Below are 16553 nucleotides of genomic sequence, written 5' to 3' on the forward strand. Positions count from 1 at the left end.
ATTTCTATTTGGGGGGCGTTCAGGCGCGGACGGCGATCTGATACTGCTCGATGTAATCCCGGAAATGGCGGCGAACGCCTTCCTGGCTCAGGCCGTACTCGGCCAGATCATACTTGTGAGAACCGTGCTTGCCCTTGGGGTTACGGGCGAGGTAGGCCTCCATGGCCGTGCGCGCGGCCGGTGTCAGGGGCTCGTCGAAGCGGCGGTAGATGGACTCGATCGACGCGAGGGGATCGCGCACAAGCTCGCGGTACTGCACATCGAAGACCGCGTCAGCGCCGTGCCGCTCTCGGTAGTCGTTCACCCGTGCGATCATGAGGTCGAATGTGTCCATCAGGTTCTCGCCGATGGCCCTGAGGTCGACCTGGTCGCTGTACATGCGCCGCACTTCCTTGAGCAGGCTGCATGCCGAGCCAACGACCTCCACAGGATCGCGATGGGTCATGACGAGCTGCGCGTCAGGAAATTCCACCGTGAGCGCATCGAGGAACAGGGGATGCCACGGGTTCTTGAGCGTCCAGCGCCCCGGAGATTCCGCCTGAAGAAGCTGCAACAGGCGCTTCTCGTAGCGGAACGCGGGGCCGTAGTCGGCCTGGTGGAGGAACCAGCGATGATAGCTGGGGATGTCGGCCTGGGAATCGAATATCTGGGCGCAGAACGAGGCGGCCATCGCGAACTGGCATTCGGTCGGACTATCGGCATCCTCGTAGTGGATCGCGGCGATCTGCGGGGCGAATTGAAGGCCCTGCTGGGTTTTCACGTGACAGGCATCGAAACGGGGTCCGGCGTGCAGTTCGTCGGGGCGCGGCGGAGGCACCGAGTCGAATGCCTCCCACCGCAGGAACGACCGACGGGCGGGATCCGCTTCGAGAAGGTTGATCGCCAGAGTCGTACCGGTTCGCGGCAGCCCGAATACGAAGAGAGGCTTTTCGACCGGACGATCCAGAAGTTCGGGGTGACTAGCCAGCCAGTCCTCGACCCGCATCCTGTTGGCCATGGCCGACACCAGCGCGTCCACGGACCGCTTCATGCCCGTTTCGGTGAACCTGGCTTCCTGCTCATAGGCGTTCAGGAGCACCGTCAGGCCATCCAGAATCGCAGGATCTCCAAACTCGTTCAACCCGGTCAGCTTACCCGCTGCCGCGACGATATCCTCAGCCCGCATCTCTCACCGTCTTCCTGGTATGGGTGCCCATAGCACCGGCATTCCCGGGAGCATGCGACCATTGAGCATACTTTAGAAGAAATGTTCGCATCATCGTGGCGATATCGTCTAGCCACACTCCCGAAAAGTATCCTGTATTGTGGCCTTTGCAATGCGATGAGCCCAAATCCATCGGCGAGGCAACGAGGAATTAAGGGCATGAACCGGCTTGGAATCGATTCACAAACGGTTTTCGGAATGCCTCCCGGGGATCACATCGATCTGGCGGCGCGACTTGGCTGCGGGCACATCTCCATTGGCCTTGCCCCGGTCCCGTGGCGCCTCCCGCAATTCGCACCATGGTCGCTGCGCGATGCACGATCCGCGCGGCTCGAAGTGGTGCAGCGGGCCGATGACAAAGGGATATGCCTGTCGCTCGGCGAGGGGTTTGCGATCCGCCCGGGCTCCTCTGTTGCCGCGCTCGACAAGGATCTCGACTTCATGGGTGAAATGGGTGTGGTCGCAGTCGGCACGGTGGCCATCGAAACGGACCCGGCGCGCGCCATGGACGAATTGGCGATACTGGCGTCGATGACCCATGATCGCGGTCTCGGCCTCTATCTCGAATTTGCCCCTCCTCACGCCTTTCCCGGCCTTCAGCACGCTTTGGGCGCACTGGACGCGCTGGGATCGCCGCACGCCAAGCTGATCATCGACGCCATGCACCTGTTTCGCTGCGGCAACAGCGCGGAACAGGTCGCGCAGCTTGATCCCCAGCTTCTGGGACGCGTGCAGATGTCCGATGCGGCAATGGTAGGCCCCGGCAAGCCGTACATGGAAGAGGCGTGCTTCGAGCGATCCCTTCCCGGCGAAGGGCAACTCCCCCTGAAGGCCCTCGCGGCTGCCCTTCCCCCGCATGTCCCGGTCTGTCTCGAAGCGCCAAACCGGATCGAGGCACCGGATATCGCCAGCCTTGAAGACTACGCCGGACGGGCGATGCGGCAGGTCCGTGCCCTGTTCTGAAACACGCGCACTGGACCGCCGCGCGCGTTCTGTGCTTGAGATGCATCCATGAGCATCGCCGCCAAAACCCGTACCCCCCTGGAAGTCGCCGCGGAACGCCTTCGCGAAATTTCGCTCGCCAGTCCGGAGGGCACGCTTCTCGGGAGCGAAGAGGCGCTCATCGTCCAGCTGGGTTGTGCGCGCGCCACGGTGCGTCAGGTCGCCCGCCTGCTGGAACGTGAAGGCCTGCTGCGCGTGCGGCGCGGCATGAACGGCGGGTACTTCAGCGCACGCCCGGACGCCGACACGATCGAAGCCACTGTCAGCGCGTATCTCGAGACGCTCGACATGGAACCCAGCGACGTGACCGTGCTTGCCTCGGCGCTGTGGGTGGAAGCGGTACGCAAGGCCGCAAGCCGCGATCCTCAGGTGATCGAGCCGACATGCAGCCGCCTGAAGGAAAAGATCGCGGCGCTCAAGGATGAGGCCACCTTCGATGCGGTCAGGGTGCTCGAACGCGAGACGCAGGATGCGATCTTCGCGCTGGCGCAGAGCGAATACATCAAGCTCATCTTCGATATCAATTCCGCCTTCTCCCGCCGGCGGTTCGCAGAGCCGATCGAGGACAACGACAGCGCCGAGCATCGCGTGTTCGTGCGCGAGTGGCGGAACGCGAAACTGCTCGAACTTACCGCGATTGGCCTCGGTGACGGCGAACTTGCGGTGCTCGGCGCGCAGCTGAGCCGCAAGATCTGGCATTCGCGCCTGAAGCGCCGCTTCGTCGCGCTAGCCGCTGATACGTCAGCGTCTACCGGGCAACGCGGATAACGTGCGGTGGCGGGATGCAAATTAAGAACCCTTTATTCCGCAGCCGATCGATGATGCATCCAATGGGTGTAGCGGCGAATGGTGGATGAAATCTCGCCGCCCAGCCGCGCATATCGCTTGAGCGTTGTACTGACCCGCTAAAAGAGGATACTTTTAGTGGACGACCTCTGTCCTCGCCCCATACTGATCTCCCAAAGAAGAATCGCGCACCGCGACAAGCCTGGGCACAAGGGAGAGGTTGCATATGACTGGAGAGCTCGTTTCCGCATCGGCCGAGTGGCGTCGCTACTGGCCGGTCGTGCTCGCCTCTTCGATCGGCTTCTCGTTCATGTCGTTCATGACCCCCGCCGCCGGGGTGTTCATGGACCCGCTGGCGCGCGACTTCGGATGGGACCGCACGCAGCTTTCGAGCGGCCTCGCCGCAGCTGCCCTGATTTCCATCGTGCTCTCGCCGTTCATCGGGGCATTGATCGACCGCAGCGGAGTGCGCCGCATCGCCTTGCCGGGCTTGGTGCTCACGACCGCGTCCATCTGCGCCTTCGCGCTCGCGTCGGGCTCGTTCGTGCAGTGGATCGTCTTGTGGCTGGTGTGGGGGGTGTTCGTCCTGTTCGTCCAGTCGACGCTCTGGTCCACTGCCGTGGCGGCCACTTTCACCAAGGGCCGCGGGCTCGCCCTTGGCATAACCATGTCGGGCACCGCGCTGGCGCAGGTCATCGCGCCGCCCCTCAGCAACTGGCTGATCACGCATTTCGGCTGGCGGGAAGCATTCGTAATTCTGGGCCTCGGCTGGGGCGGCGTTGCCTTCGTCCTGTCCGTGCTGTTCCTCAGCGGGAAAAGCGCAGCCGCCACGCCCGGTGACCGGCGAGCCCGGAAACCGGCACCGGCCTCGGACGTGCCCGGCCTGACGATCGCGCAGGCGTGGCGCAGTGTCGCGCTCTGGAAGGTCGCCATCGCGACCTTCCTTATCCTGACCGCGACCATCGCCGTCGTGGTGCATCAGTTCCCCATTCTGGTCGAGGCCGGGGTCTCGCGCGAAAGTGCCGCCTGGCTCGTGAGCTTATCCGGGATCGCCGGCGTTGCGGGCAAACTCATCACCGGAACCCTGGTCGATCGCTTTCATGCCCGCTGGATCGGCGGCCTGACGCTGGCATCGACCGCTATCGCCTGGCCCCTGCTCATGGACGGGGTCGCCACGCCGTCACTGGTCGTCGTGGGCATGATGATCAGCGGCTATGCGGCCGGCACGAAGATGCAGCTGTGCAGCTACCTGACCGCGCGCTACGCGGGCCTTCGGCATTACGGCGCGATCTTCGGCGTGATGACGAGCATGATCGCGCTGGCCTCGGCCATCGGCCCGCTTTCCGCCGGCATGGCGCACGACGCCTTCGGCAGTTACTCCCCCCTTCTCCTCGCCGGTGTCAGCATTTCGATCGTCAGTGGCCTGATCGTGTTCAGCCTTGGCGCCTATCCGGACTGGACACCTGCCCTGCCCGGCAATGACGAAAGCGCCCCCGCATGAGCGGTGTTCCCGGCCGGATCCAGAGGCCCGACCTTCCGCTGGCGGTCGTCATCGGCGCCGGTGGGATGGGCTTGGCCGTAGCAAGGCGCATGGCGCAGACCCACCGCGTGCTGCTGGCCGACATCGATGGTGAGGCAGCCCGTGCACAGGCCGATTCACTCGCCCGTGACGGCGCGGATGTCCATCCGCTCGCATGCGATGTCACCGACACCGGCGCAGTCGCGGCGCTCTCCCGCATGGCGGAAGGTTTGGGCGGATTTCGCTGTCTGGTGCACGTTGCGGGCCTGTCGATTGCGGCCGACGATTTTGCGAGAATACTGGCGGTGAACCTGCGTGGACCAGCGCTGGTTGCTACAGCGTTGCGGCCGCTCGCCCGGCCGGGTGCAAGCGCCATCCTCATCGCGTCGCTGGCCGCTCACAGCGCCCGCCCGTCACCAGCCTTGATCGAGGTCCTCGCAATGCCCGCCGCACCGGACCTCGCCGACCGCGTCGCCGGGGTACTGGGCGCCGAAAATGCCACGCCTGCGGCCGCCTACGCGCTCTCGAAAGTCGGCCTTCTCCAGATGGCGCGGCGCGAGGCGGCGGACTGGGGCCGGGTCGGCGCGCGTATCGTGTCGCTGTCGCCCGGCCTCATCGCGACGCCCATGGGCGCGCTTGCCTATGAGAAGAGCGCGGGCAAGCGGGCAATGTTCGCACAAACCCCGTTGTCGCGCGAAGGCGCCATGTCGGAAATCGCCGACGCTGTCGAATTCCTGGCTTCCGATCGCGCATCGTTCATCAGCGGGACCGATCTGCTCGTGGACGGCGGGCTTTCCGCCGCGCTCGGATATCCGCAGGGATAGCCGCTTTATGCGCGATGCACGGCCGCATCGAGAAAGTCGGCGGCGGCCTCGTCCAGGACGAGACCCGGTCCATTCACGCCAAGGCTTGCCCTCAGGAGGGCGACATCCTTGCGCAGGAGCGCCGCGCCGTGCTCGAAGTCCTCGGGACGCGAAAGTCGCGCATAGACCTCGAAGCCGAAGCTGCGGCCGCTGCTGCCCTTGATCAGCTCTGCCGCCGCCTTGCGGTCTATGCCGAGCGCCTCGGCTGCCGCGAGGGCGGCATGAGCCAGTCCCATGTTGGCCGCCATCAGCGAATTGTTCACGATCTTCGCGCGTTGCCCGGCTCCGGCAGCCCCGAGGTGCACCAGCAGCCCGGCGAATGCCTCGAAAACCGGCTTCGCCTTTGCGAAGGCTTCCTCCGCGCCGCCGCACATCACCGTCAGGGAGCCTGCCGCTGCCGCCCCGCCGCCGCCGCTGACAGGGGCATCGACAAATGCGATCCCGGCCGCTTCGCAGCGGCGCGCCAGGCGCTCGCAGCTTTCGGGCAGAATCGTGGAGTGGATCGCCAGCAGGCTGCCCGGTCGCATCGCGGGCAGCAATTGCTCGCAAATAGCGGCAACGCCGGCATCGTCGACCACACAGATACCCACGTGATCGGCCCAGGCGGCAAGTTCCGGCAAAGATGCCGCCGCCAGGGCGCCTTGCGCCACGAACGGGGCGAGCGCCTCCGGCCGCCGCGCCCAGACCGTCAGCGAGAAGCCTGCGGCGAGCATACGCTCGGCCATGGGCGCGCCCTGGCTGCCCAGGCCGACGAAGGCGGTCCGGATGGGCTGCGTGTTCATCATGCGTCCCACGGCAGACCTTCCCGGTGGTTCCTGATCATCGCCAGCACCGCGCCCTGGATCACGGAAGCCTTCGGCCACCCTGCATGGACGGCGTACTGCAGGACGAACTCCTGCAATTCCTCCGCGGTGCAGTTGCCGCTCGAAAGCGCCGCGTAGAAGTGCGTCTTGATCGGCGTCGCCGCGCAGCTTTCGGACACGCCGACCAGCGTGATCCATCGCCGCGAGCGTTGGTCAAGTGCGCCGCGCTTCCACATTTCCCCGAACACGAAATTGTCGATGCCCGCCTCGAAATACGGGGTCATCGGCGGCGGTCCCGGAAAGCCCATGACCGTGTTGAATTCGTCGATGCCGTCCCGCACGCGGAAATCCGGATCCCAGGGCTCGGCCCTGATCGCGTCGTATTCGCTGACCTGGTCCCCCAGCGCCCTCGTCACGCGGGTGATCGCCCGATCCAGTTCCACGCCGCGCGACCACCCGGCATAGACGGCGAGGTGCAACGCCGCCTCTCGCAGCTCCGGCTGAGTCAGTTCACGGGTAACCAGAGCGCCGCGAATGTAATCCTCGACAAGATCGGCCGGACCGTTGCTGCTGGCCGCGCTGGCGATCGAGATCAGGTAGCGGGCGCGCATCTCGAGGCCCGGCCGCGCCCAGATTTCCGCGAAGATGAAATCGCGCCAGCTCGCCTCGGTCGGCGTGGCCGGAACCTCGTGCTCGCGCGCGGTGGCGCGCAGCGCGACCTGCGCACCGCGCGCCGAACGTTCGTGGGGATCGAGCAAGGTCATTCTCGTCCCTTCAGCCCCGGATCGAATCGATGACGGCCTGGGTGATGCCCGGCTTGCCGGGGTCGCCCGCCATGAATTCGGCATGTTTCTTCTCGATGAAGGCATCGGGGTTCGCGGCGACCTCGGCCAGCGTCGTCCAGACCTCCTCGTGGGTGGGCACGACGATCTCCCCGCCCTCCATCGCATCGGACAGGATCCGTGCCGTCTCGGGCTGCGACTTGACGAACAGATGGCTTCCGGGCGCGCGCATCGTGTAGCCTTCGCTGAAATGCTTCATCGCATCGGGCGAGGTCGTCATGACCGGGCCGGGACACAGGCAGCTCACGCGAATCCCGAACTGCATGAGATAGAGCGCGAGGTTCTGCGACATGGACAGCACCGCCGCCTTGGACGCCGCATAGTGAATGCGGCTCGCGGCGAACGGATAGAGGCCGGCGAAGCTGGCCGTATTGACGATGTGCCCCTCGCCGCGTCCCATCATGCGCGGAACCACAATGGCGTTGGCGCGCACCATGCCGAAGAGATTGACGTCGAACATGCGCTGCCATTCGGCGAGCGGGATGTCCTCGGGATTGCCGCCCGAGAGTATCCCTGCATTGTTCATGTGGATGTCGAGGGGGCCGAGCGCGGCTTCGGCGGCATCGATGGCTTCCAGCACCGACGCCTCGTCGAGCACGTTGCAATGCAGCCCGGTGCTCTCCGCGCCCAGTGCGCGCACGAGTTCGGCGGTCTCTTCGGCCCCGTCCCTCGATATGTCGGCAACCGCGACGCGGGCGCCGCGGCGGGCCCATTCGAGGGCGATCTGGCGACCGATGTTCTGCCCGGCGCCGATGATCAGCGCCGTCTTGCCTTCGAATGTAGACATCTTCCCGTTCCTCTCCCGTTATTGTTCGCGGCCGGCGCTCAGATCCCGGCCGCGTAAAGCAGGTCCGAAGCCGCATTGATACCCGCCCGGAACTCGGCCTCTGCGGTATCTGCGGTGTAGTCCGCAGGCACGACCTCAAGGTCGAACACGCCCTCGTAACCGGCTTCCAGGACGTCGTTCATCATGCGGCCGAGCGGCAGGTCGCCCTGCCCGACATGCAAGCGCCCGCCCGGTCCGGAGATGGCGATGTCGCCGATCTGGACAAGCGCGATGTGCGGCATGGCGCGCTTCAGGGTCTGGGCAAGGCCCCGCTCCATCCAGTTGTTGCTGAAGTCGGAAACGATCCCGAGCCCGGTTCGCTCGGCGATGTCCACCGCGTCGGCAAGGCGCGTGCAGAACGAAACACTGGTGCGCAAGCTGGGTTCGAAGGCAGCGATCACGCCGTTTGCGCGGGCATGCTCGACGGTCGGCGCGACGGCCTGCGCGAACAGCGCCACATCCTCGTCCCAGTCGCAGCGCACCGTCCGACCGCTGGTGAAATAGATCGAATGGCCGCCATGCGCCGCGACCAGGTCGATCATCGCCTTGTGCGTTTCGCGCGTCGCATCCCACGTCTCGGGCGCGGCGAGCTGGAAACCTGCGGTGATGAGCGTGCTGATGCGGATACCGGCATCGTCGAGCGCACCAAGGTGGCGCTCCGGATCGTCAGCGATCTTGTTCATCAGCAGGCCCGCGTGCCTGACGCCCACGTCCTTCCACAGTGCTAGTTCGCGCTCGAACGGCCACCGGAACGTGCACATGGCATCCAGAGACAGACGCGGATGGGTCACTGCGCTTCACCCAGCGCAGTCTCCAGCCGGAGAATTTCGCTTTCGAGCCAGCGCACTTCGCTGAAGTTCTCCCGCCCCGCGCCTTCGAGCACCGCCCGCTGGGCCGCAAGCTGGACGCCGAGCGCGTCACGATGCCCGGGCACCCCGGCGGGAATGGCCTCGGCCAGATGGAGCGCGTGGAGCGGCTTGCCTTCCTCCAGCAGCGCCCTAGCCCGCACGAGGATCGGCGCATGGCCTCCCGCGAGCGCGACGAGTTCGGGAAACACGGCCTGGGGCGGAACCGCATAGAGTTCGGTGGAGGATTCGTAGCGGAACCAGCCCAGATGCTCCTCCCAGATGGAACGTACGATCCAGGGCACTTTGCCGTGCCCTTGCGGGATGGCGAGTTCGTCGGGCAGGCGAATGGTATCCATCAGTTCCCACAGGCCCTTGCCGGCGTTCATACCCTCGAAGGTCCGGTCGCGCAGGTACTGCGCCGCATCGCGCATGCGGGTCAGGCGGGAGCGGATCTCGGCCGCGCCGCGCACCGGCTCCCCGTGGCCCGTGATGAGCACTTCGGGTTCGAGATCGATGACGCGCTGCACGCTGTCGATGTACCACTGCACATAGCGATAGCGCTCGCCCCGCACGGTGTAGAGATTGGGCACGTGGCCGAAGATCGGCCCGGTCATGTTGCCGGTGAAGACGATACGCTCCTGCGGCAGCCAGACGGCAAGCGAGTCGACCGTTTCCCCGCCCTTCACCGACAGCAGCTCGAATGCGCGGCCGCCCTGTTCGAAGCGGTGGCTGTCGTGGAACGTGGTGGTCAGCACCGGCTCGGGCCGCTCGGTCAGCTCGCGCTTCTGGTCGCGGCTCCACAACCGGCGAGAGCGCGCGCCCATGGCGGGGCCGAGATCGCGGTACTGCTTGCGCACGAACGGCAGGTTCGCCTGGCCGATGGTCTCCACGTCCGGGCCGCTGAAGGTCGGCCAGCCGCCGATGTGATCCTCGTGGCTCTGGGTCAGGACGATCCTGCGGATCGGCTGGTCGGAGACGGCATCGAAGCGGCGCTTGTTCTCCGCCGCGCTATAGATGATGCCCGTGTTGACGAGGACGTTGCCGTCCGCAGTCGTCACCAGATAGAGATTGGACACGTCCCTGGACATGAAGATGCCATGGCCAAGATCGACCGCATCCTGCCGCCCGGCGCCGTCGTTGATGATCTGGGCATTGAGGGGTTCATTGGCGTCCCGAGTCGTCTGGGTCATGTCCATTCTCCCGAAGTCTTGTTTTCTTTGCGGCAGCGAAATCGGCTGCTCAGACCTTCACTTCCACCCGAACCGGAAAGCGGTCGAGGTAGAACGCGAAGCGCTCCCGAAGCGCCGGGATGTCGAGGTTGAAGTCACCGGCGAGGTCGTAGACCACCCGCCCGTCCTTGCCGCGCGGATGGCTGTCCATGTATTCGCGCATGTCGGCGATGCTGTCCTCGCTCGAGGGGAGCCCGGCGAACTCCAGCACCTTCTGCGCGGTCCCGACATCGTCGGCGATGACGTCTCCGAACAGGATGTCGAGCCGCTGGCCCTGAGGCACCGTGTCCATGTCGCGCAAATACGCGCGCAGCATGCGCTCGATGCGATCGACCCAGTAGGCGACATGCTCCTGGATGTCCGGCTGCTTCTGGTGCGCGAGGACGGAAAGGCCCCGCATGGTCAGCACCGACTGCAGCAATGCCAGCGGGTCGCGGTGGATCTGGACGACATAGGCGTCCGGATAGTTGGCGACGAGCGCGGGTATCTGCTCGGAATGCTGGTTGCCCTTGAGGATCCAGCGCCGATCCGACGGGAACTGGTGAGCGATGGCCTTGAGCATCCGCTTGCCATAGGCGTAATGCGGCGTCTGGTCGTGGCCGAGCAGATGATCGCGCCAGCGCGGCACCTCTGCCATCCATTCCCACTGATAGGTGGTGAAATCGGGCATCTGCAGTTCGTTCTCGCCGCAGGCGTGGTCCGGCGAATGCTCGTGCATCGCGGCCATGATGGCGTTCTGCTTCATCCGGTCCCAGTGCGCGCTGGAACGCAGCCAGCGCGGATCGACCCCGTCCGGCCCCGGCGCTTCGCCGGGCGCGAGCACTGCCTCGGAGCCGAGGTAGACCGGCAGGTGGCGCAGCCGGCGATCGGCGGCGATCAGGTTCTCGAGATGCGTGGTGCCCGAGCGCGGCAGGCCGACGATGATGATCGGGCGGTCGATGACCTCGCGATCGACCTCGGGATGCGCATCGAGGTAGGCCTTGTTCTTCAGGCGGTTCGCGACCTGCTTGACGCAGGCGGCGCGGAAGTTCGCCTTGGCGAAGCGCCACAGGTTGGGATTGCCCCCGACCTCCTCCAGCAACAGGCCCAGCCGTTCGGTGAAATCGCCCGCCCCGAAGTCGGACAAGCCCGTCTGAGCCTGCGCGTCTGCGAGGACGGCTTCGACGGTCATGTCCAGCGGCTCGGCCTCGGCGGCTTCCAACTCGGCCCGCCGCTCGGCGGGAAGCACCGGGTCGCGGAACTGCTCGACGCGGAAAACCTTGGTCTTGACCTCGGTTACGGTATCGGACGTGCTCATGCGCGGCGCTCCAGCGAGGTATTGAGCTTGCCGGCATTGGCCATCCAGCCGCCGTCGACCTTAACCAGATCGCCGGTGTGGTAACGCGATGCATCGCTCATGAAGTAGACCCCTATCCCTTCGAAATCCTCGGGCGTGCCGAACCGCGGGATCGGGCAGCGCTCACGCACTTGCGAGCCGAGCGGGGAATCGGGGCCCTGATCCTTGACCGTCTCGCTCTCGGTGTAGCCAGGGCAGACGGTGTTGGCGCGAATGCCATATTTGCCAAGATCGACGGCGATTCCCCGGGCCAGCGACGCCATCGCGCCCTTCGAGGCATTGTAGTGCTGCATGCCGATCGAGCCGGTCACGGCGGACAGGCTCGCACAGAACAGGATCGACCCGCCTGCGTCGCCCGCCTCCGCACGTCCCCGCATATGGCGCGCGGCCTCACGGGCGAGGTAGAATGCGCCGTGCTGGTTGACCGACAGCAGCGAATGCCACGCCTCGCCGGTCATGTTGGTGAAGCAGCCCTGATTCATCATCAGGCCGGCATTGGCGATGGCGCCATCCACGCGGCCCATCGTCGATACGGCCTGCGCGAAAGCCTCGATCACCCGGTTCTCGTCGGACACATCGACTTCCTGCGTGAGCACCTTGGCGCCCAGGCCGCGCAGCTCGTCCGCCGCGACTTCATTCTTGTCCTGGCGCCTTCCCCAGATGACAAGGTCGCCGCCGGCCTTTGCAATGCCCCGGGCAAAACCCAGGCCGATGCCGGCATTGCCACCGGAAATAACCACGACTCGCCCCTGCAAGTCCCACGGTAGACGAGCCATCGCCGCTCCACTCCACTATCTGTTTTTCATCGGCCGAACGACAAGACCGTCTCGGCACGTGGATTAAAAACAGTATCCTTTATATATGTCAAGTCGATCAACTGGCGTGGCCTTGCCGCTAAATTCAAGCAACCATTCGGAATGAGCGGAAAAATGCACCACCCGCTCCATGCCGGATCTGAGAGACACAGCAAGATCGCGGAGACGATCTACTTTCCTGAGGAATCAACCCGGACAAGCGGCGGCAGCCTTCGTCCACTCATGCCTTTCGTCGCAAACGATCGGCACGGCCTTTCAACTCCATGTGAGCCAAGAGAAATCATATTGCAGACCCTTGCTCAGAGCCCGAAATAGACATACAGTGTACTTTAATTAGTCAATCAGGGTGAGGATCAATGGTGCGTCAACGCGGCCTCCCGCCTCACGGCGGCAAGGAACCCGCGCGCCTCTCGCGATCGGTGCTGCACAGTCTGATGCAGGATCTGCGCGATGGCCGGTACGAACGCGGAGAACGGTTGCCGGCGGAACGCGTTCTCGCGCAGGCTCTGGGTGTCAGCCGCCCCATCATTCGCGAAGCTCTGCACGCGCTCGACCTGCTCGGCGTGGTCGAGACGCGAGTGGGATCGGGCACATATGTCGTCAACGCGCATCGCGCCCTCGGCAGCCAAGTCCTGGACGCTTCCGCCTTCGAAGTTCTCGGCACTCTCTCGACTCTGGAATGCTCTGCCCTGATTCATGCTGCGGGCCTAACCGACAAAACGCTGCTGGACGCGCTTGCGGAAAGCCTGGAGGGGGCAATCCGCGCGGATGCCGACTTCGAAAGTTGGCACCATGGTCTGGCGGAATTCCACGTCACCCTCGCGAAAGCGGGAGGAAACGAAGTCCTCAGCCTCATGATCGGGCAGCTTTGGCAGGTCCGCCTCGGCACCTCGACAACACACAGTCTTGTCCAGCGGGCGTGGCTGGCGGGATCGCTTGCCGACCACGAAACCCTTAGGCGGCTTCTGGCGGCCTTGCAGGCCGGCAACCACGATGTGGCGGGCCGGGAACTCAGGGCCGAGCACGACCGGGTCCTTGCAGCGGTCCTCGACATCCACGCCGAGGACGAAGTGGCACGCGCTCGCGAATCCGTATCGCAGTTGCGCGCGAGATTCGTGCTGCCGCCTGCGGGATTCGGGCGCATGCCCACGTCCCGGTAATCCCGGAAGGAACACCGGCATGGCGAAAGCACATGCCTTCAATTGAGGGCCAAAGCGGCAATGCCCGCTTCGGCCCCGTCACCGTGCAGTCTGCCGGTCAGAACGTGTAGCGCACTCTCGCACCATACATGCGCGGATCACCGTAGTACCGCGACGTGAAGCCGCGCGAACCGGAAAGGCTGCGTGCCTCGTAATACCGCTTGTCGAATGCGTTCGTCACGAAGACCTGGAGATCGACGGGGGCGTCGAACGGCTTCTCCCAGTTCACGTTGAAGTTGACGAGGTCATAGCTTGGCGCGACTTGCGTGTCGTAATTGGGATCCGAGGGGGCGAATACGCTGTAGACCCGGTTCGGCAAGGACGCATCGGCGCCGTAGAAGACCGAGCCAGTGTAGACATACGTAGCACCGAGGCTGACCTGGCCAACCGAGTCGGGAAGCGGAAGCGTGTAATTGGCCGTGACCGAAAGCTTGTGGTTTGGCGTGAACTGCAGGCGGCTTCCCTCGACCGGAGTGCTTGCCACGAGGTTGTAGCCGCCAACCGGCTGCGTCGAGAGATCCGGCGCAATGAACTCGAGCAGCTTCGTGTTGAGATAGGCGTAGCTGGCCTGAAGCGTGAGGCCCTCGAACGGAGAGATCGATGCTTCCGCTTCGAGGCCCCAGATCCGCGCCTTGCCGGCGTTGACCACAGCCGGGCCAGAGGGCAGGTTCGGCGCGATACCGTTGGTATCGACGAACGAGACCTGCAGTTGCATGTCCTGGAAGTCGTTATAGAACCCCGAAAGATTGAAGCTGCCCGGCATCGCCCCGTGCCAACTCGTCTTGATTCCGCCTTCATAGACATCGACGCGCTCGGGCTCGTAAGTCTTGAAACCTACTGCCGCCAGCGGGCTGACCGACCCCTGCCGGTAGCCTCTTGCATACTTCGCGTAGACCATGATGTCCGGCATGATCTTGTAGTTCAGCCCGATCATCCACGTCGGCGCCTTCGAGTTCTGGCTATAGCGCTCGAGGCACGTCGCGGGTGAGCCGCCATACGTGAGGGCGGGATTGGTGCACGTGAACGTCGGGGTGTTCCAGCCGGTGGCTGCGGCATAGGACGCCACCATGTTGGTGGAACTGCCCGTCGTCTTGTCCCAGGTATAGCGGATGCCCGCATCCAGAGTCAGGGCCGAGGTCAACTTGTAGCTGCCCTGCGCATAAGCGGCCATGTTGCGGAACGCCACGCGGCCGACATTGAAGTTTCTGCTGCCCGTGGCGGTCGCCGCGCCGGTGACGGCCGAGGCATCGGTGCAGGCAAATTCCGCCCACTCCGCTTCACTGTCGCACAAGACCCCGTTCATGCTCTGCGAGCCTGCCCAGCCGAGCGGCAGGCTACGCTCATAGTAGAGGCCGGCCTGCCAGGTCAGGTTGCTGCCGAAGTTGGTGCCCTGGAACTGCAGTTCCTGCGTGAACGTCTCCTGCTGTCCGCTGTGAAGGCCCGGCGGGCTGATCGATGTATCGCTGCCCCAGCCCTTCCCGACATACTGGCTGGGCACGTTGACGGTCCTGAAATAGGGCGCGGTGCTAGTAGGGACGCGCAGCGTGTTGCCGAGCGGAACCCATACGCCGAACAGGTCGATCGCCTGGTCCTGGATGATCTGCCCATAGCTGTTGATGTTCTTGATCGTGAGATTGTCGCTGACCTGCCACTTCAGCGAATTCACGATCTGCCAGGTCTCCAGCTTCTGGTACGCCCATGGCAGGGCGTTCGTTACCGTGAGGTCGCCGGCATCGCGATCCCGCTGGATCTGCTGGCAGCTGTACCCGTTGGGACCGTTGGTGGCGACGCCCGCGGCACTGCTGGCATAACAGTCGGTCGTCCTCGAGGCCGCGCCGTTGGTCTTCGAGCGGGTGTAGGAGATGACCGTGTAGTTCTCCACGTTGTCCGAGAGGTCGGCGACCGCGCTCACCCGCGCGGCGACATAGCCCACGTCCGCGAAATCGCGAGGACCGACACCCGAGATGTTGCGCAGATAGCCGTCGCGCTCCTGCGTATCGACGCCGAAACGCAGTCGGAGGCTGTCGCCCACGGGCAGGTTGAGCACTGCCTGCACGCGCTTCATATCGTAGTTGCCTGCGGACGCCTCGACATATCCCTCGAAGTCGTAGGTCGGACGATTGGGGACGAGGACAACCGCGCCGCCGGTCGTATTGCGACCGAACAGGGTCCCCTGCGGCCCCTTGAGAACCTGGACGCTTTGCAGGTCGAACAGATGGCCCGGGCCCGCACCGTCACCCGAGGCGCTCAAAGGCGAGGAACGCGGCACGACCGCATCCGCGAAATAGACGCCAACCGAGGTCGTGGTGCGCGCCTCCTGGGTGAACCCGCGGATGGCAAAGGAGGCAAAGTCGGCCCCGTACCGCGAGTTTGCCGTCAGCGACGGCGTGTAGGTCGCGAGATCCTTCGCGGAGAACACGTTCTGGCGATCAAGCGCCTTCTGGTTGAACACCGTCATCGAGATGGGCACGTCTTGGAGGCGTTCCTCAACGCGGCGCGCGGTGACGATGATGTCGCCCGCAGAAGGAGACCCGGTGTTGTCGTCCCCGCCCTGATCCTGAGCGATAGCCGCCTGTAGCGGGGTCGTCGCAAGCGTGGTGGATGCCAGGAGCACCAGCGCGGTCTTCTTCATTGTCTCTCCCTCCGGGCAAACGCTGTCCACGCTCACCGATGATAGTTCGCCCCCGACTGATCGCGAGGCACGTTTTCCTCGTGGACCGGCTTGTTCTTCCTCACACGGACGAGGTGCGATCCATTAAGTGTCCTTTTATCTGAACAATTTATCATTAGTCAAAGCGCTGTGGCGATTTCAGGTTACTCTAACTGCAACGCGACGCAAGAAAGCACCTTGCTTTTGGCTGCATTGGGTACGGAATGGTTCGATAACGCCGCCTTATGAGTTGCTCCGGCACAGGTCCTAGCTCAAAATCAAGGTAGGAGAGCCACGCTGGGCGGGAGGCAAACCGGGGTTGATTGGGGCTCGAATTGGCTGGACATGGCGATGATCCTCAGCCGCAACTCGGGGTAGAACGAGCGTGCGCTGCATCGCTGCCTACTAGTTCACATCTTCCACCAGCTTTACGAATTTCGCCATCACTGTCGCCAGCGCTGAACAACAGCTTCGCCGGGATCGCTCCCACCTGCGTGCCAGCATTTGGCGCGCCCTAGATTTTCGGCGCAATAGCCGCCAACCTCGCGAGCGAGATCATCTTCCCGCCAGCCCTGATAGTCGGCCGTGAACAATGCGATGTTCGTTTCGGCGACGGGTAGATTGCGTCCGA

General features: G+C 64.5%; 15 protein-coding genes. 5 read left to right on the plus strand and 10 right to left on the minus strand.

All coding sequences use genetic code 11. The features are described from left to right. Positions 1-19 precede the first annotated feature (19 nt). Positions 20-1165, minus strand: a complete 1146-nt coding sequence (locus QRN25_RS05240; protein ID WP_285017812.1) for a sulfotransferase family protein — start codon at positions 1163-1165, stop codon at positions 20-22. A gap of 198 nt (positions 1166-1363) precedes the next feature. On the opposite strand from QRN25_RS05240, the gene QRN25_RS05245 reads away from it, so the two are divergent. The 4 genes from QRN25_RS05245 to QRN25_RS05260 all read left to right on the plus strand — a co-directional run bounded on the left by QRN25_RS05245 (position 1364) and on the right by QRN25_RS05260 (position 5335). After that, the gene (locus QRN25_RS05245; protein WP_285017813.1) at positions 1364-2167 is read left to right on the plus strand and encodes a sugar phosphate isomerase/epimerase family protein; all 804 of its coding nucleotides are present in this window, start codon (positions 1364-1366) and stop codon (positions 2165-2167) included. Positions 2168-2215: 48 nt separating this feature from the next. Then, positions 2216-2974 (plus strand): GntR family transcriptional regulator, encoded by a 759-nt coding sequence (locus QRN25_RS05250; RefSeq protein WP_285017814.1) that lies wholly within the window; start codon positions 2216-2218, stop codon positions 2972-2974. 244 nt (positions 2975-3218) lie between these two features. After that, complete coding sequence (locus QRN25_RS05255) at positions 3219-4493, plus strand: MFS transporter (protein WP_285017815.1); 1275 nt, start codon at positions 3219-3221, stop codon at positions 4491-4493. Further along, entirely contained in the window at positions 4490-5335 is an 846-nt protein-coding gene (locus QRN25_RS05260; RefSeq protein WP_285017816.1) for an SDR family oxidoreductase, read from the plus strand. The genes QRN25_RS05255 and QRN25_RS05260 overlap by 4 nt, the downstream gene beginning before the upstream one ends. Before the next feature lie 5 nt (positions 5336-5340). On the opposite strand, the gene QRN25_RS05265 is transcribed toward QRN25_RS05260, so the two are convergent. From QRN25_RS05265 to QRN25_RS05295, 7 genes are read right to left on the minus strand one after another with little or no spacing between them, the layout of a single operon-like run. After that, the gene (locus tag QRN25_RS05265; protein WP_285017817.1) at positions 5341-6156 is read right to left on the minus strand and encodes an NAD(P)-dependent oxidoreductase; all 816 of its coding nucleotides are present in this window, start codon (positions 6154-6156) and stop codon (positions 5341-5343) included. Beyond that, entirely contained in the window at positions 6156-6941 is a 786-nt protein-coding gene (locus tag QRN25_RS05270; protein ID WP_285017818.1) for a carboxymuconolactone decarboxylase family protein, read from the minus strand. The genes QRN25_RS05265 and QRN25_RS05270 overlap by 1 nt, the downstream gene beginning before the upstream one ends. Before the next feature lie 10 nt (positions 6942-6951). Then, positions 6952-7806: an SDR family NAD(P)-dependent oxidoreductase gene (locus tag QRN25_RS05275; RefSeq protein WP_285017819.1), complete on the minus strand. Its 855-nt coding sequence runs from the start codon at positions 7804-7806 to the stop codon at positions 6952-6954. Positions 7807-7844: 38 nt separating this feature from the next. Then, positions 7845-8636, minus strand: coding sequence for a sugar phosphate isomerase/epimerase family protein (locus tag QRN25_RS05280; protein WP_285017820.1), 792 nt, complete (start codon positions 8634-8636; stop codon positions 7845-7847). Next, complete coding sequence (locus QRN25_RS05285) at positions 8633-9883, minus strand: alkyl sulfatase dimerization domain-containing protein (protein WP_285017821.1); 1251 nt, start codon at positions 9881-9883, stop codon at positions 8633-8635. Before QRN25_RS05285 ends, QRN25_RS05280 begins: the two co-directional genes overlap by 4 nt. A gap of 49 nt (positions 9884-9932) precedes the next feature. Continuing rightward, positions 9933-11219 carry a sulfotransferase family protein gene (locus QRN25_RS05290; protein ID WP_285017822.1) on the minus strand — a complete coding sequence of 429 codons (1287 nt, stop codon included), beginning with the start codon at positions 11217-11219 and terminating at the stop codon, positions 9933-9935. Then, on the minus strand, positions 11216-11998 hold the full coding sequence (locus QRN25_RS05295) for an SDR family NAD(P)-dependent oxidoreductase (RefSeq protein ID WP_285017823.1): 783 nt from the start codon (positions 11996-11998) through the stop codon (positions 11216-11218). Before QRN25_RS05295 ends, QRN25_RS05290 begins: the two co-directional genes overlap by 4 nt. Positions 11999-12429: 431 nt before the next feature. Between QRN25_RS05295 and QRN25_RS05300 the strand changes: the two genes are divergently transcribed. Beyond that, positions 12430-13233, plus strand: a complete 804-nt coding sequence (locus tag QRN25_RS05300) for a FadR/GntR family transcriptional regulator (protein ID WP_285017824.1) — start codon at positions 12430-12432, stop codon at positions 13231-13233. A gap of 97 nt (positions 13234-13330) precedes the next feature. Here QRN25_RS05300 and QRN25_RS05305 read toward each other — a convergent pair whose 3' ends face one another. Then, positions 13331-15904 carry a TonB-dependent receptor gene (locus QRN25_RS05305; protein ID WP_285017825.1) on the minus strand — a complete coding sequence of 858 codons (2574 nt, stop codon included), beginning with the start codon at positions 15902-15904 and terminating at the stop codon, positions 13331-13333. Between the two features lie 461 nt (positions 15905-16365). Next, positions 16366-16553 (minus strand): hypothetical protein (locus QRN25_RS05310; RefSeq protein WP_285017826.1); only part of this gene is annotated, 188 nt, incomplete at its 5' end.

The organism is Novosphingobium sp. fls2-241-R2A-195 (genome assembly GCF_030209485.1).
In the GTDB taxonomy this organism is placed as follows: Bacteria; Pseudomonadota; Alphaproteobacteria; order Sphingomonadales; family Sphingomonadaceae; genus Novosphingobium; species Novosphingobium resinovorum.